The 17,514-nt window shown below is 67.2% G+C and carries 19 protein-coding genes; 8 read left to right on the top strand and 11 right to left on the bottom strand.

Annotated features, from left to right (window positions below):
- Window positions 1–5: 5 nt before the first annotated feature.
- Genes GNX95_RS42725 through GNX95_RS42715 form a run of 3 tightly spaced genes read right to left on the bottom strand, consistent with a single transcriptional unit; the run spans window position 6 to window position 780 of the window.
- On the bottom strand, window positions 6–233 hold the full coding sequence (locus tag GNX95_RS42725) for a hypothetical protein (protein ID WP_222854029.1): 228 nt from the start codon (window positions 231–233) through the stop codon (window positions 6–8).
- A complete protein-coding gene (locus GNX95_RS42720) occupies window positions 227–568 on the bottom strand; it encodes an MFS transporter (RefSeq protein WP_222854028.1) in 342 nt (113 codons plus the stop codon). The genes GNX95_RS42725 and GNX95_RS42720 overlap by 7 nt, the downstream gene beginning before the upstream one ends.
- Window positions 508–780 carry a hypothetical protein gene (locus GNX95_RS42715; RefSeq protein WP_222854027.1) on the bottom strand — a complete coding sequence of 91 codons (273 nt, stop codon included), beginning with the start codon at window positions 778–780 and terminating at the stop codon, window positions 508–510. The genes GNX95_RS42720 and GNX95_RS42715 overlap by 61 nt, the downstream gene beginning before the upstream one ends.
- A gap of 218 nt (window positions 781–998) precedes the next feature.
- Between GNX95_RS42715 and GNX95_RS29410 the strand changes: the two genes are divergently transcribed.
- The 3 genes from GNX95_RS29410 (at window position 999) to GNX95_RS29400 (ending at window position 3,926) form a co-directional block, all read left to right on the top strand.
- Window positions 999–1,613 carry an HNH endonuclease family protein gene (locus tag GNX95_RS29410; protein WP_163510891.1) on the top strand — a complete coding sequence of 205 codons (615 nt, stop codon included), beginning with the start codon at window positions 999–1,001 and terminating at the stop codon, window positions 1,611–1,613.
- Between the two features lie 143 nt (window positions 1,614–1,756).
- Window positions 1,757–3,187, top strand: coding sequence for an alkaline phosphatase family protein (locus tag GNX95_RS29405; protein ID WP_163510890.1), 1,431 nt, complete (start codon window positions 1,757–1,759; stop codon window positions 3,185–3,187).
- A gap of 76 nt (window positions 3,188–3,263) precedes the next feature.
- A complete protein-coding gene (locus tag GNX95_RS29400; RefSeq protein WP_163510889.1) occupies window positions 3,264–3,926 on the top strand; it encodes a GntR family transcriptional regulator in 663 nt (220 codons plus the stop codon).
- Here the strand turns inward: GNX95_RS29400 and GNX95_RS29395 are convergent.
- Together GNX95_RS29395 and GNX95_RS29390 are read right to left on the bottom strand one after the other, a co-directional pair.
- Window positions 3,916–4,572 (bottom strand): GOLPH3/VPS74 family protein, encoded by a 657-nt coding sequence (locus tag GNX95_RS29395; protein ID WP_163510887.1) that lies wholly within the window; start codon window positions 4,570–4,572, stop codon window positions 3,916–3,918. The genes GNX95_RS29400 and GNX95_RS29395 overlap by 11 nt on opposite strands.
- A 97-nt stretch (window positions 4,573–4,669) precedes the next feature.
- Window positions 4,670–5,374 carry an IclR family transcriptional regulator gene (locus tag GNX95_RS29390; protein ID WP_163510885.1) on the bottom strand — a complete coding sequence of 235 codons (705 nt, stop codon included), beginning with the start codon at window positions 5,372–5,374 and terminating at the stop codon, window positions 4,670–4,672.
- Window positions 5,375–5,478: 104 nt separating this feature from the next.
- Between GNX95_RS29390 and GNX95_RS29385 the strand changes: the two genes are divergently transcribed.
- The 4 genes from GNX95_RS29385 (at window position 5,479) to GNX95_RS29370 (ending at window position 9,721) form a co-directional block, all read left to right on the top strand.
- Window positions 5,479–5,979, top strand: a complete 501-nt coding sequence (locus GNX95_RS29385; protein WP_163510883.1) for a flavin reductase family protein — start codon at window positions 5,479–5,481, stop codon at window positions 5,977–5,979.
- 9 nt (window positions 5,980–5,988) lie between these two features.
- Window positions 5,989–7,437, top strand: coding sequence for a 4-hydroxyphenylacetate 3-monooxygenase, oxygenase component (gene hpaB, locus GNX95_RS29380; RefSeq protein WP_163510881.1), 1,449 nt, complete (start codon window positions 5,989–5,991; stop codon window positions 7,435–7,437).
- Window positions 7,438–7,601: 164 nt separating this feature from the next.
- Window positions 7,602–8,489: an LLM class flavin-dependent oxidoreductase gene (locus GNX95_RS29375; protein ID WP_163510880.1), complete on the top strand. Its 888-nt coding sequence runs from the start codon at window positions 7,602–7,604 to the stop codon at window positions 8,487–8,489.
- Between the two features lie 20 nt (window positions 8,490–8,509).
- The gene (locus GNX95_RS29370; RefSeq protein WP_163510878.1) at window positions 8,510–9,721 is read left to right on the top strand and encodes an MFS transporter; all 1,212 of its coding nucleotides are present in this window, start codon (window positions 8,510–8,512) and stop codon (window positions 9,719–9,721) included.
- A gap of 386 nt (window positions 9,722–10,107) precedes the next feature.
- On the opposite strand, the gene GNX95_RS29365 is transcribed toward GNX95_RS29370, so the two are convergent.
- A complete protein-coding gene (locus GNX95_RS29365; RefSeq protein WP_246281797.1) occupies window positions 10,108–10,698 on the bottom strand; it encodes a nucleotidyltransferase family protein in 591 nt (196 codons plus the stop codon).
- Window positions 10,695–11,159, bottom strand: a complete 465-nt coding sequence (locus GNX95_RS29360) for a PPOX class F420-dependent oxidoreductase (protein WP_163510877.1) — start codon at window positions 11,157–11,159, stop codon at window positions 10,695–10,697. Before GNX95_RS29360 ends, GNX95_RS29365 begins: the two co-directional genes overlap by 4 nt.
- A 68-nt stretch (window positions 11,160–11,227) precedes the next feature.
- Between GNX95_RS29360 and GNX95_RS29355 the strand changes: the two genes are divergently transcribed.
- Window positions 11,228–12,127, top strand: coding sequence for a hypothetical protein (locus tag GNX95_RS29355; RefSeq protein ID WP_163510876.1), 900 nt, complete (start codon window positions 11,228–11,230; stop codon window positions 12,125–12,127).
- Between the two features lie 63 nt (window positions 12,128–12,190).
- Here the strand turns inward: GNX95_RS29355 and GNX95_RS29350 are convergent, their stop codons facing one another.
- The 4 genes from GNX95_RS29350 to GNX95_RS29335 form a co-directional block, all read right to left on the bottom strand.
- Window positions 12,191–12,772 (bottom strand): anthranilate synthase component II, encoded by a 582-nt coding sequence (locus tag GNX95_RS29350; RefSeq protein ID WP_163510875.1) that lies wholly within the window; start codon window positions 12,770–12,772, stop codon window positions 12,191–12,193.
- On the bottom strand, window positions 12,753–14,249 hold the full coding sequence (locus tag GNX95_RS29345) for an anthranilate synthase component I family protein (protein ID WP_163510874.1): 1,497 nt from the start codon (window positions 14,247–14,249) through the stop codon (window positions 12,753–12,755). Before GNX95_RS29345 ends, GNX95_RS29350 begins: the two co-directional genes overlap by 20 nt.
- Before the next feature lie 252 nt (window positions 14,250–14,501).
- The gene (locus GNX95_RS29340; RefSeq protein WP_246281796.1) at window positions 14,502–15,332 is read right to left on the bottom strand and encodes a crotonase/enoyl-CoA hydratase family protein; all 831 of its coding nucleotides are present in this window, start codon (window positions 15,330–15,332) and stop codon (window positions 14,502–14,504) included.
- A gap of 21 nt (window positions 15,333–15,353) precedes the next feature.
- Window positions 15,354–17,504: a 3-hydroxyacyl-CoA dehydrogenase NAD-binding domain-containing protein gene (locus GNX95_RS29335; RefSeq protein WP_163511998.1), complete on the bottom strand. Its 2,151-nt coding sequence runs from the start codon at window positions 17,502–17,504 to the stop codon at window positions 15,354–15,356.
- Window positions 17,505–17,514: the final 10 nt, after the last annotated feature.

The raw sequence follows: 17,514 nt of genomic DNA, 5'->3' as shown, positions 1-17,514 counted from the left end.
CTCCGTCACGACCTGCTGACTTCCTCCAGCGACCGGCCCGCCGTCGACAGGCCAAACGCCACCGTGCACACTACGCCGACCCCCAACACCGCCGTGGTGAGGCCGAAAAGCAACAAGCCGACCGAGTGCGCCGGCTGGCCCGGCAGGCGGCCGCGAGAGACCAGATAACGCGGCGACTCGGAAAGCGACCGGCGCCACCACAACAGCATCAGCACCGGCATGGCCGTCAGCACTGCGCGATCCGCCAGCCTTCCGGCAGTGTCGGCACGACGAACCGGCCGCGCAGCGCGGCACCGACGTATCCGAACGAGAAAAAGCCAGCCAGCGCGCCGACGAACCAGCCACGCCGGGCAGCCGGCACGAACTCCGCCAGGAATGGCGCGATGATCGCGCTCTCAGCACCGGTGCCGAAACCGCAGAGGATCCGCGCTCCGACGAAGGACGGATAGTTGGGTGCGAGCGCGGCGACGACCGAGAAGAACGCGTAGAACGCCAGCGCGTACATCATCACGCGGCGCCGGCCGATCCGGTCGCCGAGCAGTCGGCCAGCGTCGCGCCGATGAGACAACCGAACGGTGTGGCCGAGCCGATCAGGCCGAGCTCGCCGTTGCTGAGCGGCCAGGCGGTCTGCGCGCTCGGCAGCAGGAAGGCCACGACCGCCGCGTCCATGCCGTCGAACGTGTAGCCCAGACCGCCGATCATCGGCAGGGCATAGTGCGGCCGCGACAGCGGCAGCCGGTCGAGCCTCGCCGCCACCGACGCCATCGATGCCTCCCGCATCAGGCAGAGTTGATCAATCTGACGCTAATTCGCAGCTGCGGCACGGCAAACCATGCGTCCGCGACTGGACATCAGTGGGTAGGTCTCGCACGTTATTAATTGGGTACCGACTGTTTACCCGGCGGCTGTAGCTATTTTGTACGCGGTCATGCGACGGTAAAAATCGTCCACAGAGCCGAGCTGGCCCAGGTGGCCGCCGATTTCGAGGGATCCGGGCCATGAGACGAAAAATCTTCGCCGTCCTGACCGCGACCGCGACATCCATCCTGTTGGCGCTCGCGATCACCCCACCCGTACAGGCCGCGCCGGCCGACGCCAGGAGCGAGCTGAACGCGCTGACCGTGAAACCCAACGGCTCGTCCTCCGGCTACAGCCGGGACAAGTTTCCGCACTGGCACATCGTGTCCGGCACCTGCGACACGCGTGAGACCGTGCTGAAACGCGACGGCACCAACGTCCGGGTCGGCAGCGACTGCTATCCGACTTCCGGCAGCTGGAAGAGTCCGTACGACGGCGCCACCTGGACCAGGGCCTCCGACATCGACATCGACCACATGGTGCCACTGGCCAACGCGTGGAAGACCGGTGCGAGCAGCTGGACGACGGCCAAACGCGAACAGTTCGCCAACGACCTGACCCGGCCACAGCTGCTCGCCGTCACCGACAACGTCAACCAGGAGAAGAGCGACCAGTCGCCGGACACCTGGAAGCCACCGCTCACCTCCTACTGGTGCACGTACGCGACGCGTTGGGTCGCGGTCAAGTACTACTACAAACTCACCGTCACCTCGGCGGAAAAGAGCGCGCTCTCCGGAATGCTCGACCGCTGCTGACAACGTAACGAGTTCTTGGTGCGCTGGCGGCCAAATCAGGTCACCGAAAAAGTGTCGCCGAATGTTGACCTGGAATTCGCCTGCGAAACAATCGGTGGGACTGAAGATTCCTGCGGACCCATTCCACCGATGACGGAGTGAGAATGACCGAACTGACCCGTCGGCGACTGCTCGGTGCGGCCGCGGCGACCGGAGCAGCGGCCGCCGCATCGCAGTTGTTGCCGCCAAACGTACAGAAGGCGCTCGCCGCCGAGGCGCCGAAACGCAGTTCCCTGCACGACATCGAACACGTGGTCTTCCTGATGCAGGAAAACCGGTCGTTCGACCACTACTTCGGCACCATGAAAGGCGTCGCCGGCTTCGACGACCCGGACGCGATCAAGTTGCCGAACGGAAACTCGGTGTTCTACCAGCCTGACTCGGTCAACCCGAAAGGCTATCTGCTGCCGTTCCACCTGGACACCAGGGCGAGCAGCGCGCAGGCCATCCCGTCCACCAGCCACGCCTGGTCGGTGCAGCACCAGGCCTGGAACAACGGAAAGATGGACAACTGGCTGCCGGCGCACCGCGCCGCCGACAAGGCCAACGGGCCGTACGTGATGGGTTACTACACGCGCGAGGACATTCCGTTCCAGTACGCGCTGGCCGAGTCCTTCACCGTCGGCGACCACTACCACTGCTCGGTTTTCGGCCCCACCTGGCCAAACCGGATGTACTGGATGACCGGCACCATCGACCCGGACGGCACTGGTGGCGGTCCGATCATCAGCAACGTGGTGCCCAAAGGCGGCTACACCTGGACGACGTACGCCGAGCGGCTGCAGAAGGCCGGCATCAGCTGGAAGGTCTACCAGACCATCGACAACTACGGCTGCAACATGCTGGAAAACTTCCACAACTTCCAGCAGAGCAAGCCCGGCGAGCCGCTGTTCGACCGCGGCCTGACCTACGGCCATCCCAACGATTTCGAGGAGGACGCGCGAAACGACCGGCTGCCGACCGTCTCGTGGATCATCTGCACGTCGTACGAGTCGGAACATCCTGACTACATCCCGGCGGCCGGCGCGGACTTCGTGGCGCGCAAGATCGAGGCCATCGCGTCGAATCCGCGCGTGTGGCGCAAGACCGCGTTCGTTCTCAACTACGACGAGAACGACGGCCTTTTCGACCACGTCGTGCCGCCGACCCCGCCGGCCGGCACACCGCACGAGTTCGTCGGCGGCCTGCCGATCGGTGGCGGCTATCGCGTGCCGCTGGTGATCGTCTCGCCGTGGACGGCCGGCGGCTGGGTCGCCACCGAGACCTTCGACCACACCTCGTGCCTGCGGTTCGTCGAGAAGTTGACCGGTGTCGAGGAGCCGAACATCAGCGACTGGCGGCGCAAGACCTTCGGTGACCTCACCTCGGCCTTCCGGTTTCGCTCGCCGCGACCGTACCCGCCGCGGCTGCCCGACACCCGCCGCAAGCTGCAGGAGGCGCAGTACGAGGTGGCCAACCTGCCGGCGCCCACGCTGCCCGGCGCCGACCAGACCCCACCCAAACAGGAACCCGGCACCCGTCCGCACATCCCGTGAAGGTCGCAACGACTCGTTACCGGCGCCAGCTGCCGGTGACGAGTCGTCGCGGCATCCGGCCAGCTAACGTAGGAGGGTGGCAGAACAGCGGCCGACCAAGCAGCAGCTGGTCTATGACGAGCTGCGCAAACGCATCCTGTCCGGCACGTACGGACCGGGGTTCCGGCTGGTCATCGACGCGATCGCCGGCGAGCTCGGGGTCAGCGCGGTGCCGGCGCGCGAGGCGATCCGTCGGCTGGAGGCCGAAGGCCTGGTGATCTTCGAGCCACAGGTCGGCGCGCGCGTGTCGCCGGTCGACCCCGGCCAGTTCGTCGAGGAGCTGTCGGTGCTCGCGGTGCTGGAAGGCTATGCGACCGCACTCGCCGCGCCGCTGCTTGCCCCGGCCGACATCCAGAAGCTGCGCGACATCAACGCCGGCATGGTGGAATGCCTGGACCGGATGGACTCGCTCGGCTTCGGCTCGCTCAACCGCGACTTCCACGCGGCCATCTACGCGCGCTGCCCGAACCCCTATCTGGTCGAGCTGATCGAGGCGACCGCGGCGCGGCTGGACCGCATCCGGCGTACGGTCTTCGTGCAGATTCCCTATCGCGGCAAGGCTTCCATCGCCGAGCACGACCGGATCATCGACCTGCTCGGCGGCGACGACTCGGCCGCGATCGAGGCGGCGGCGCGCGCTCACAAGCTCAACACGGTGACCAGCTTCCGCGAGTGGCAGGCCAGCCAGGCTAGTAGTTGATGTGCGCGGCCAGTTGGTCCGTCAGTTGCACGATCCGTTGCTCGTACGCCTTGCAGGTTATCCTGTTACGGGCCAGGTCCAGTGAGTCCGCCATCAGCACACCCGGCCAATGCCGTGCGTACACGATGTGACCGGCGACGGCCTGAAACTCGCGGATGGACATGCGCAACAGCTGGTCGCCGACGTGTACGCCGCGCAGCACCGCGATCAGCGACCTGACCTGATCATCGTCGGTTTCGCCGGCGACGATCGCCGCGGCTATCCGGTCGGTCAGCGACTGCCGCTCCTCCGGTCGCATCACCTGCCACACCACCGTCTTCTTGGAGAGTCGGTGCGCGCGTGCGATCTCCTCCTGTGCCATCTGGTTGTTGGCCTGCTGGCTCACCGCGGCCCGCAACGTCTCGACGACCTGGTCAGGAGGCGCCTGGTGGAGAAACGCGAGCTGTCGGAGCGCCGCGTCGCTGGCCGCCAAGCCGGTCGGCCGGTTGTCCTTGAGGGTGACGGCGTCGGAGCTGATCGCAACGCGGTCGGCGGCGAGCAGATCGAAGAGCAACCCGCCGGCGACCGCCAGGTCGCGCCACTCGGTGACCGGCGTGAGGCCGTCATTGGACAGCAGCAGCATGAGGTCCGCGGTCAGCGTCGGCATGGCGGCAGCGTACGCCCCAACGGCAAAAACCTGCCGCCGGTGACGTTTTGCCGGTCGTCAGGCCACAAACGACCGGCAAACGTCACCCTCGCGGCGGTCAGCCAAGTTCGTACGTGATCTGCCGGGCGGCCTTCACCAGCTCGCGGCCGGCCAGGTGCGGGTCGCGATCGTCGACCCAGACCGCGCTGATGCTCGCATCGACCTCGCGGCCGGGCAGCTGGATCGGCGCGCCGACGCCGCTGGCGCCGACCAACAGCTCGCCGTGTGAGATCGCGTAGCCGACTTTTCTGGCCTGGGTCACCACATCTCGCTCGTCCGGACGCGGTGCCCGGCCGGCCAGCAACGCGATGCCGGAGGCGGCCACCGTGACCGGATGGCGCAGACCGGTCCGGTAGGCGATGTGCAGGTCGGTGCTGCGGGGCTGCAGGACGGCGGCGACCACCGCCTCGTCGCCGTCACGCAGCGTCAGAGCGGTGGTGGCGCGCAACGCGTCGGCCAGCCGCTGCAGGATCGGTACGGTGACCTCGCGCAGCCGCGACCGCACCCTGCTGGCCAGTTCGATCAGTCCAGGACCTAGCACATAGCGCCCGTTTTCCAGCCGTATCACCAAACGTTGCTCCACCAACGGGCCGAGCAGCCGGTAGATGCCGGCACGGTGCGTGTCGAGGGTCTGCGCCAGCTGCGAGACCGAAAGACCGTCCGGATGGTCACCGAGAGTCTTCAGGACGCGCAACCCCCGCTCGAGGGTGAGGGAGTGGGCTCCGGCGTGTTCGGTTGGCGTCGGCTTACCCGGCGTATTCATTACCGCACGATATCCGGTGCGAGCACGCATCTGCACAAAAAGCTCCGAACCTCTATGTACGCTAAGGGTTCACAGCGTACGTTTTTCGTACTACACTATCGAATATGACGCGGGACACACCGCAGTTCTCCGCCGGTGACTTCCGAGCGTGTCTGGGTCGGTTCGTGACCGGCGTCGTCGTCGTGACCTTCGTCGGGGACGGGCCGCGCGGCATCACGGTCAACTCGTTCACCTCGGTGTCGATGGATCCGCCGCTGGTGCTGGTCAGCATCGCCAAGCAAGCCCGCTCGCACGATGCCTTGTGTGGCGCGGAATTCTGCGTCAACGTGCTCGGCGCCGAGCAGGAGCGGGTGGCGCGGCATTTCTCCGGCCGGTCACAGCCGATCGAGCCGGTCTGGTCCGACGGTGTCGCGGCGCCGCGGCTGGCCGGCGCGTTGGCCTGCCTGGAATGCCGGCCGTGGCGCTGCTACGACGGCGGCGACCACACGCTGGTGGTCGGCGAGGTGGTCGACGTCGCCTATCGCGACGGCGAGGCGCTCGCGTACGCGAACAGCAGGTTCACCAGTGTGGCGGAGCCGGAGACCGGCATGGAGTTTCTCATTTAGGAGCGGAAAATGGGTGCGAGGACCGGCAAGGAGTACGTCGAGCGGCTGGCCGCCACGCGGCCGAGCGTGCACGTCAACGGCGAGGAGGTCACCGACAACATCCCGGACCATCCGGCGTTTCGCAATGTCGTGCGCACGTACGCGGAGCTTTTCGACATGCAGCATGACGAGCGCTATCGGGACAAGCTGACATACACCTCGCCAATCACCGGCGACCGGGTCGGGACCTCTTTCCTGGTGCCGAAAACCGCCGACGACCTGGTCCGGCGCCGGACGATGATGAAGACCTGGGCCGACCACAGCCTCGGCACGCTCGGCCGTACCGGTGACTATCTCAACAGCGCGCTGATGGCACTCTCGACCGCCGGCCAGTGGTTCGCGCAAGCCGACTATCGGTTCGCCGAGAACATCCGCAGCTATTACGAGATGGTGCGCGAGCAGGACCTGCTCACCACACACACGCTGATCCCGCCGCAGGCCAACCGCGCCACCGGCGGAGGCCAGCAGCTCGGCGGAAAACTGACCGCGCGCGTGGTTTCCGAGGACGACAACGGCATCGTCGTCGAAGGCGCGCGGATGCTGGCCACCATCGGCCCGACCGCCGACGAGCTGCTGGTGTTTCCGTCGACCGTGCTGCGCGGCACGCCGGAGGACGCGCCGTACTCCTTTGCTTTCGCCATTCCGTGCGACGCTCCCGGCCTGCGGTTCATCTGTCGTGAGTCGTTTGACTACGGCGGCACGCATTTCGATCATCCGCTGTCGACGCGGTTCGAGGAGATGGACGCGGTCGTCGTCTTCGACAAGGTGCACGTGCCCTACGAGCGGGTCTTCATGCTCGGGCATCCGGAGCTGTGCAACAACTTCTACACTGACACCAGCGCGGTCGTCCACATGACGCACCAGGTCGTCACGCGTACGACGGCGAAAACCGAGTTCGTACTCGGCCTGCTGACCGCGATGACCGAGGCGATCGGCATCGACAAGTTCAGCCATATCCAGGAAAACGTGGCCGAGGTCATCGTCGCACTGGAGGTGCTGCGTGGACTGCTGCGTGCGTCCGAGGCGGACGCGTCGGTGAACTCTTTCGGTGTCATGACGCCGAAATGGGAGCCGCTGAACGCAGCGCGCAACTACTATCCCAAGCTCTACCAGCGTTTCCCCGAGATCATCCGGAAGTTCGGCGCGAGCGGCCTGATGTCGCTGCCGACCGAGGCCGACGTCAACGGCACCGCGGCCAGCGACATCGCGCGGTATCTGCAGTCCGCGGCACTGGACGGGCCGGAGCGCGTACGGCTGTTCCGGCTGGCCTGGGACCTGGCGGTGTCAGCTTTCGGCGGCCGGCAGGCGTTGTACGAGTACTACTTCTTCGGTGACCCGGTGCGGATGGCGGGCGCGCTGGTCGGCAGCTATGACCGCCAGCCCTACGTCGACCGCGTCCACGAGTTCCTGCACCGGTAGGTCCTGGTTCCTGGTTCTGGGGTCTGGCTGGGGACCCGAGCCTGGGGTCCGATTGGCACGCGTTATGACAAATATGCGGGTCGGGAGGCATCCGAAGACGCAATCGGATTCCGATTGGAAAGTCTGTTGACCTCGACATAAGTTGAGGTTCTAGCGTCGGTGGCATGACGGATCTGAAACTGGGGCTCTGCCTGCCGACCATCGCCAACCTGGACAACCTGCGTGCCGCCGGCGGCATTGGCGCCGCCGCGCGGCACGCGGAGCAACTCGGCTTCGAGTCGGTGTGGGTCGCCGACTTCGACATGGGAGACGGCACGCCGGCGCTGGACAGCGTGATGGCGCTCGGCGTCGCGGCGGAGGCGACCGAGCGGATCAACCTCGGCTTCAGCGTCTACGTGCTGCCGCTGCACGCGCCGGTCCGTACGGCCGCGGAAATCGCGAGTTTGCAATACGTTTCCGGTGGTCGGGTGTTGTTCGGCGTCGGATCGGGTGGCTTTCCGCGGGCGCCGTTCTGGCCGGCGCTCGGCGTCGCGCCGGCCGATCGTGGCCGGCTGACCGACGAGGCGCTCGACCTGCTGCCGAGCCTGGTTTCCGGTGCTCCGACCGAAACTCGGGGCGTGACCGTGACGATCGCGCCGGCCGCGAAGATGCCGCCGGTCCTGATTGGTGGCAGCGCCGCGCCGCGTACGCTCGACCGCGTCGTGAAGTACGACGCGGAGTGGTTTCCTTCCCTGGTGCCACACGGTGTACTCGCCGACGGTGTCGCCAAGCTGCGTGACCTGGCCGGGAAAGAGCCGATGGTGACCGTTGGCGGCCATCACATCGCGGACAGGGCGTATTTCGACGCGTTCGTACGCGACCTCACCTCGACCTTCGGCATCCCACCGGAGGAGGCGCCCGCGGTGCCGATTTTCGGCGGACCGCAGGAAATCGCCGAGCGGTTGGCCGGCTACGCGGAGGCCGGCGCGCACCGGGTCGCGCTCGCGCTGGACGGCGACGACTGGTTGCGGCAGGCCGAGCAACTGGCGGAGGGGCACGCGCTGCTGCGCTGACTCACGTACGCTGGCATGGCGTGACCACGGCAAAGGAAGATTCCGACACGGCGTCGATGGCGCCGGTCATCGCGACACTGGTGATCGACTCGATCGGCACCGGGATCTATCTGCCGGTGTCACTGCTGTATTTCATCGTGGTCGCCGGCATTCCGGTCGGCACGGTCGGCGCGTGCGTCAGCATCGCGACGCTGGTTTCCGTTCCGCTGCCGGTGCTGATCGGCATGCTGGCCGACCGGATCGGCGCGCGCCAGGTGGTGCTGGTCAGCTTTGTGTTGCAGGGCCTGGGATTCGCCGGCTATCTGTTCGTACGCGAACCGGTTTTGCTTGTCGTCACGGTGATGACGACCGCGTTCGGACAGCGGTTTTTCTGGTCGGCCATCTTCACGCTGGTCACCGAGCGCAGTGCGGTGGAGCGGCGCGATCACTGGTTTGGTGTGGTCGGTGCGGTGCAGAACGCCGGTGTCGGCATCGGATCGGTGGTGAGCGCCGGTTTGGTGGCCATCGGGGAGAAATTCGCCTACCAGCTGATCGTCGGCCTCGACGCGGTGTCCTTCCTGGCCGCGATCCTGATCCTGGCGTTCGCCGGACGATCGGCGCGGCCGGTCGTACGCGAACAGGACACCGGCGGTGCGCAGCCGCTCGGCCGCAACCGGCCGTATCTGGCGCTGATCGGCATCAACACGGTTTTCGCTTTGTGCGTCACGATGTTCGTGGTCGGTGGGCCGGTCTATCTGCGGCTCGGCCTGCATCAACCCGGCTGGGTCAATGGTGTCGTCTTCGCTATCAACACGGCTGCGATCGCGCTGCTGCAGACGATGGTCGTACGCCGGCTGCGCGGCCGCCGCCGCGTGCTGATTTTGTTTGTCGCCGGTGTCGTGTGGTCGCTGTGGAGTTGCTGTCTGGCGATCGCGTTCTACCTGCCGGCCTTTCTGACCGCCGCGTTCGTTTTCGTACTGACGCTTGCTTTCACGACCGCCGAGCTGATGCACGCGCCGACCTCGATGGGCCTGGCCGCCGGCGCGAGTCCGCCGGCCGCGCGCGGTCGCTATCTCGGCGCTTTCCAGTATTCGTTCGCGTTCGCCAACGTACTGGCACCGGTGATGTTCACACAGCTGTTCTCGCTGGCTCCGGCCGCGCCATGGATCGCCTTGGTCGTGCTTGCGCTGGCCGCCGCGGTCGCGATGCACTTCGTCGAAGGCCACCTGCCACCAGCAGCCCTTCGAACGTAGACGCCGCAGGGACTCCTACGCCGCCGCGATCCAGGCGCACGTAAGGGAGTCTCTGTGAACATCCACTCGACATTCACCCCTCCGGTAGACGTCACAAGGCAGACATTTAGCGTTCCACGCCCCGTGGATCCCATTGAGTGGACCCTTTCGCCACCTACCGGGACACCACGACACCTTCCGCGCCGGTCCGCGCAGCCGATGGCTGGAAGCGCATCATCCGGTCGCTGCACTGCCCGACGATGACCCAGGTGAGCAGCTCTCGGAGCAGGGGAGGCCAGCCGGGGATTCTGACGTTGCCAGCCGTCGGGCGTCCAGTGGCGCGGAACCAAGTCACCAACCCAGAGCTCGAAACTCAAGGTCGACGCACGCATGGGGCCATGCGGAAATCAGGTCGGAAGGTCCTCGGGGCGGTCGGCGTCGGTGCCGACGGCGATGTCCTCGCACGGCACCTCGGCGACCGTATGCGCCTTGAGATAGTCACGCGCGCCGCGGTCGCCGACGGCCGTTTCGCGTACGCCAGGCCAGTGGTCGCGACCGATGAGCACCGGATGACCGCGTACGCCGTCATAGCTCGCCGCGGCCAACGCGCGCGGAGTCGCGAAGCCGGCCACGCGGCGTACGGCCGCCGCCGTGACACCCGGAGTGTCGACCGGCAGGATCACCACGGCGTCGACCACGGTGTCGACCTGCTTGGTCACCGCCTCCAGGCCGCGCCGCAGCGACGACCCCATGCCGGTCGGCCAGTCGTCGTTGACGACCACGCGCGCGTCGCCGAGATCCGCCTTCGCCTGCACCTCGTCGGCGGCGGCACCGACCACGACGTACACCGGCGCGCAACCGCCGTCGGCGAGTACGCGCGCGGCCGACTCGACCAGCAGCGAGCCGCGGTGCTCGACCAGCGCCTTCGGCATGCCGAAGCGCCGGCCCGCGCCGGCGGCCAGCAACAGGCCGGCGACCTGCGGCGACGGCCTTCTCACTCGGCGAGCCGGGCCGGGAAGCCGCCGGTCGCGACCGGACTCCACCGCTGCGGCGTGATGCGCAGCAGCGACTTTCCCTGCTTTCGCATGGCCGCACGGTATTCGTCCCAGTCGGGGTGCTCGCCGGAGATCGCGCGGTAGTAGTCGACCAGCGGCTCCAGCGCCTCCGGCAGGTCGAGCACCTCGGCCTCACCGTCGACCTGCACCCACGGATCGCTCCAGCCTTCCGACATCACCAGTACGCTCACGCGGTTGTCGCGGCGCGCGTTGTGGACCTTCGCGCGCTCCGGGTATGTCGAGATGACGATCCGGCCGTCGCCGTCGACGCCGCAGGTCACCGGCGAGGCCTGCGGTCCGCTGTCGCGGCGGCGGGTGATCACGATGGCGTTGTGGCGCGTACGCAGGAATTCGGTCAGAGCGGTCCGGTCGACGGAGCTGTTGGTGGCGATCTGTGGACTCATACGCAGCAGCCTAGGCCGTGCGCGGGGGTCCTACACTCGCCGATGGATCTCAGGTTGGGGGACTCCACATGACCTCTTCGTCATCGATGGCGAACCGCGTCGGGCCGATCGTCGCGCTCGTGCTGGCCGTGCTCGCCGTACTCATCGGTTTCGGCTCGCTCGCACTCAGCGGCGCGTTCGCCGGGCACAGCAGCCGGGCGCTTCTCGCGACGTTCGTCGCGACGACGAGCGCGCACGCGATGTCGGCCGCCGTGCTGGCCGCTGCCGCTGCGGTGCTGATCACCGCGTTGCGCCGCGGCCAGCCACACCTGCCGCTGTCCATCGGCGTCGGCGCGGTGGCTGGTCTGCTGGCCGGGATCGTGTTCGGTGCGATCGGAGTCCTGGTCGTACGGGTGGCCGTCGGGCCGGCATTCCTGCACCTGCTGATCGTGCTGATCGCCGGTGCTCTCGGCGGACTGGTCGTGCTGATCCGGCCGTCGCGCGTGGTCACGGCGGGGGTGCTGGCCGCCGCTGTGATCACGCTGGTGCTCCTGGTTTTCAGCGTTGTCAACGGATTCGTCAGCAGTCTGCTGATCAGCGCCGGTCACCTGCGAGCCGCCGTCGCGGGCCTGATCGCGTCCGGCCTGAGCGCGGTGGAATGCGTGGTCGTGGTCGCCCTCGCGGTGGCGCCGGTGGTCTGGCTGCTCGTACGGTCCGGCGAGGTCGAGCGCCAGGAGGTGCGTGCCGGCGCGCTCACCGGTGTGGTGGTGACCGCGCTGCGGATGGTCACGGCCGTCCTCGGCGTTGTCCCAGCCGGCTTCACGGCCGCGGTCGTCCGGGACTCCTTTTCGCAGAGCGTCCTGTTCACGACGTCGATCAACGTCGCGTACGCCGTTCTCATCAGCGCGGTCGCGATCCTCACCGGCTGGATCGTCGCCGCCGTCGCGCGGCCGAAGCGGCCGGCCACCGCGGTGGCCGGCCAACCCTAGGTGTACTGCCCACGAGGGTTAGGTACGGTCGGCTATCGTCCACGTGGGACTTCGAAACAGACCCTAGGAAACCGAGACGCCGACGTACGTGTCGAGGAACCCGCGGAAAACCCGCAGACCCTCCTCCGTGCTGATGCTCTCCGGGTGAAACTGCACCGACTCGACCGGCCACTCGCGGTGCCGCAGGCCCATCACGTACGCGTCGTCCTTGGACCGCGCGGTGATCTCCAGGTCGCCGGTCACGTCCTCGACGATCAGCGAGTGATAGCGCGTCGCGCTGAAAGGCTCGTCGTACTCACGAAAACAGCCCTTGCCGTCGTGCTCGATGACGCTGGTCTTGCCGTGCATGAGGTGCGACGCGCGGGTCACCCGCGCCCCGAACGCGAGGCCGATCGCCTGCTGTCCCAGGCAAACCCCCATGGTCGGGATGTCCTTGGAGACCTCGCGGACGATCTCGACATAGCCGGCGTCGGCCGGATGGCCGGGACCGGGGCCGAGCATCACCAGGTCAGGCTTGGCCGCCACCACGTCGTGGAAGTCGATCTTGTCGTTACGGTGCACCTGCACGTCGACGTCCAGCAGCCGCAGATACTGCGCGACGACGTAGACGAAACTGTCGTACGCGTCAATCACGAACGCCCGCATCGGCGGCCTCCTCACCGGTGATGGCCCAGTACGGCGCGCCGAGTTTCTGCCAGGTCTCGGCCCATTCGCGGTCCGGCCGCGAGTCGGCGACCACGCCGGCCGACGCGCGCATGTGGTAGACGCCGCTGTCGTAGAGCGTGGAGCGGATGTTGAGCGCCAGGTTGACCGAGCCGTCGAAGCTGACCTGGCCGATGGCACCGGCGTACTGGCCGCGGCGGGTCGTCTCCAGCGACTCGATGATCTCCATCGCGCGCACCTTCGGCGCTCCGGTCATCGTGCCGGCCGGGAAGGTCGCGGCGATCACGTCCCACACGTCGGCGGTGGCGGTCTGCCGGCCGGTCACCGTCGAGACCAGGTGGCTGACGTGCGAGTACGCCTCGACCGTGAGCAGCGCCGGCACCTCGAGGGTGTTGGTCCGGCAGACCCGGCCGATGTCGTTGCGGCACAGGTCGACCAGCATGATGTGCTCGGCGACCTCCTTCTCGTCGCGCAGCATCTGCGCGGCGAGCATCTCGTCCTCGGCGAGGTCGCGGCCGCGGCGTACGGTGCCGGCGATCGGTCGCATCGTGATCAGGTCGTCCTCGATCCGTACGAACAGCTCCGGACTCGCGCCGACCAGGGTCTGCGGACCGTTGGGGACGAAATACATGTACGGCGAGGGGTTGCGCGCGCGCAGCCGCCGATAGACCGCCAGCGGATCGGCCGCGGTCGTCACCCGCAGCTCGTGGCCGAGCTGGAGCTGGTAGATGTCGCCGGCGCGGATGTGTTCCAGGCTGGTCTCGACACCTTTGACGTAGTGCTCGCGCGTGGTTGGCTGCTCGACCTTGTCCGGCTTCGGTACGCGCGGCGTGCCGTCGTCGAGCGGGATGCCGGTCAGCTTGTCCAGCACGCCGTCGATGTCCAGCGGTGACCAGTCACCCGCGTACGTGTCGATGCGGGCGCGGCGTTTGGCCAGGTCGAGCAGCAGATAACCCTGGTAGATGGCGAGCACGATGTCCGGTGTGTCGCCGGTGTGCTCGATCAGCATCGGCAGGTCTTCCACGGCCCAGGTCGTGTCGTAGCCGTAGTAGCCGAACAGGCCGAAGCCGGCGTGCTGCTCCGGCGTCAGCGCCGACACGTCGAAAACGCCCTGCACGGCGCGGAGCAGATCCCACAGGTGCTTGCGGGTCTTGAGCCGGCCGTCGACCAGGATGCCGTCCCAGGCCCGGTTGACCTTCTCGACCAGCGCCGGAGCGCCGTCGAGCGTCACCTGGTCGACGGTCACGGTGAGCGTGAGGATGCGGCCGATGCCGATCATCGAGCTGCGCCGGTCGGTCTCCGGACCGGACAGCGACTCCAGCAGATAGACCTCGTTGTCGCCATACGCCTCACGAAGCGCGACAAAGCTGGCCAGTGGATCGAAGAACGCCACAGAGCGCGACGTGCCGCGGACTTCCACGGTCGTCGTGCTGGAGCTGGTGGCGTCTTGCCGGATCACCGGCCGGGCCCGGTCGGAGCGGACGGCGACGACTGACGCCAGCTCGCACGGCCCTCTTGCCAGCTTGCAGTGACCCAAGTGTTTGGAATGCGCACGTCCAACCTCCTTCCGAAGCACGAGTGGGGCTAACTCTAACCGGCTCCCGCTATCTGTCCACCATCGAGGTCGTTCACCGTCGTACGCGCACCACGCGGTCGAGATGTTCGCATGGCCACCATGCGTGCGTCAGGCGCACGCATGGTGGCCATGCGGCTATTCGCCGCGGAAGTCGGGGGAGCGGCGCTCGACGAAGGACTGCACGGCTTCCTGCAGGTCGCGGCTCGGCAGGAAGGCGGCGTTCCAGGCGCCGACATAGCGCAGACCGGCGGTGACCTGCGGACCGCGGCTGGCGTCGAGCACGTCCTTGATGCCCTGGACGACCAGCGGCGGATTGGTGGCGAGCTCGGCGGCCAGCTCGCGCGCGGCGGTCAGCAGCGACTCCTGGTCGGCGTAGGTGTGGTTGACCAGGCCGATCTTCTCCGCGTACGCGCCGTCGATGTCCTTGCCGGTCAGGGCCAGCTCGCGCAGGTGGCCGTCGCCGATGATGCCGGTGAGCCGCTGCAGGCTGCCCAGATCGGCGACGATCGCCACCTTCACCTCGCGTACGCTGAACTTCGCGTCCACTGTGGACAGTCGGATGTCGGTGGCCGCGACGACATCCACACCGCCGCCGATGCACCAGCCGGCGATCGCCGACACGATCGGCTTGCGGCACTCGGCGACCGCGTTGACCGAGTCCTGCAATCCGCGCAGATGCCGGAGAAACTCTGTCCGCGCCTTGGCCAGCGCGCCGTCGGCGAGCAGCGGCGCGAAGTTGGGTGCCATCGCCGGCAGATCCAGGCCGTACGAGAAGTTTTTCCCGGAGCCGGTGAGGACGACAGCGCGTACGTCCTCCTCGGCGTCGATGGCACGGAAGACGATCGGCAGCTCGCGCCAGAAGTCCGGACCCATCGCGTTGCCTTTACCCGGTCCGACCAGCGTCACGGTGGCGATGTGGTCGGCGACCTCGACCTCCAGCGCGACCAGCTTCTCGTCTTCCAGCACCGTTTTCGTCTCCTTGTCGGGTTATTCGTACGACTCGCCGCGCTCGGCTTTCTCGATCAGCGACCGCGGCGGGGTGAACCGGTCGCCGTAGCGGTCCGCGAGCTCCTTGGCGCGCGCCACGAAACCGGTCGTGCCGCCGGCGTACTGGTTGATGTACTGGATGACGCCACCGGTCCACGGCGGAAAGCCGATGCCGAGGATGGAGCCGATGTTGGCATCCGGGATCGACCGCAGGACGCCTTCGTCGAAGCACTTGACGGTTTCCAGCGCCTCTGCGAAAAGCATCCGCTCCTGCATGTCGGCGAATGGGATCTCGGCCGTACCAGAGGCGAACGCGTCCTTCAGGCCGGGCCACAGACCCGCTTTCTTGCCGTCGACGTAGTCGTAGAAGCCGGCGCCGGTGGAGCGGCCCTTACGGCCGAACTCGTCGATCATCCGGTCCAGCACGACCTCGGCCGGATGCGGCTGCCAGGTGCCGCCGGCCGCCTCCACCGCTGCCTTGGTCTCCTCGCGAATTTTCCGTGGCAGCGTGAAGGTCAGCTCGTCCATCAGCGCGAGCGCGCCGACCGGATAGCCGGCCTGCGTGGTGGCCTGCTCGATCGACGACGGCGCGACGCCCTCGCCGACCATGGCGACCGCCTCGTTGATGAACGTACCGATCACCCGGCTGGTGAAGAAGCCACGGCTGTCGTTGACCACGATCGGGGTTTTCTTGATCTGCAAGGTGAAGTCGACGGCCTTGGCGATCGCCGCGTCGCCGGTCTTCTCGCCGGCGATGATCTCCACCAGCGGCATCTTGTCGACCGGTGAGAAGAAGTGGATGCCGATGAAGTCCTGCTGGCGCTTGACGCCGCCGGCCAGGCCGGTGATCGGCAGCGTCGAGGTGTTGGAGCCGAGCAGCGCGTCCGGCGCGACTACGTCCTCGATCTCGCCGAAGACCTTCTTCTTCAGCTCCGCGCTCTCGAAAACCGCCTCGATGACCAGGTCGGCACCGGCTCCGTCGGCGGCCTGGTCGGTCGGCGTGATCCGGGCCAACACCTCGTCGGCCTTGTCCTGCGTCAGCTTGCCCCGGCTGACCTGCTTGCCGAGGATCTTCTCCGAGTACGCCTTGCCTTTTTGCGCGGCCTCAAGTGAAACGTCCTTGAGCACGACCTCGATGCCGGAGCGGGCCGCGGAGTAGGCGATGCCGGCGCCCATCATGCCGGCGCCGAGGATGAGCACCTTCTTCGCCGACCATTTCTCATACCCGTCCGGCCGGCTGCCACCCTTGTTGATGGTCTGCAGGTCGAAGAAAAACGCCTTGATCATGTTGGTCGACACCTGGCCGGAGGCCACGTCGAACAGATAGCGCGTCTCGATCCTGGTCGCCGTGTCGATGTCGACCTGCGCGCCCTCGACGGCGGCCGCCATGATGTTGCGCGGCGCCGGCATCGGCGCGCCTTTGAGCTGCTTTTTGAGGTTGGACGGAAACGCCGGCAGGTTGGCCGCGAACGCCGGACTGGACGGCGTGCCGCCGGGGATCTTGTAACCCTTCACGTCCCACGGCTGGGTGGCCTCGGGGTTGGCCTTGGTCCAGGCTTTCGCCTGTGCGATCAGCTCTTCCGGCGTCGACACCACCTCGTCGATCAGGCCGAGCTCCAGCGCCTTCGCCGGTTTGTGCCGCTGTCCCTGCAGAAGTACGTTCAGCAGCGCGTTCTGGATGCCGAGCAGCCGGACCGTACGGGTGATGCCGCCGCCGCCGGGCAGCAGGCCGAGCGTCACCTCAGGCAGGCCGACCTCGGTGCCTTTGACGTCCAGCAGGACGCGGTGGTGACATGCCAGCGCGATCTCGTACCCACCGCCCAGAGCGGCACCGTTGATGGCCGCCACGACCGGTTTTCCGAGCGTTTCCAGCCGGCGGAAATAGCTTTTCATCTCCTCGACGCGGTCGGTGAACTCCCGCGCGTCCTCCGGCTTGACGGCCATCAGCATCTGCAGGTTGCCGCCGGCGAAGAAGGTTTTCTTGGCAGACGTCACGATCACGCCGGTGATCGTGTCCTTCTCGCGCTCCAGCCGCTCGACGGTGGCCGCGAAGGAGGTGCCGAACAGCTCGTTCATCGTGTTGGCCGAGGCGTCCGGGTCGTCCATCGTCAGCGTGACGATGCCGTCGGCGTCCTGGTCCCAGCGGATCATGTTCACTTCA

The organism is Fodinicola acaciae, from assembly GCF_010993745.1.
In the GTDB taxonomy this organism is placed as follows: Bacteria; Actinomycetota; Actinomycetes; order Mycobacteriales; family HKI-0501; genus Fodinicola; species Fodinicola acaciae.
This window is presented reverse-complemented; position numbering and strand designations above follow the sequence as displayed.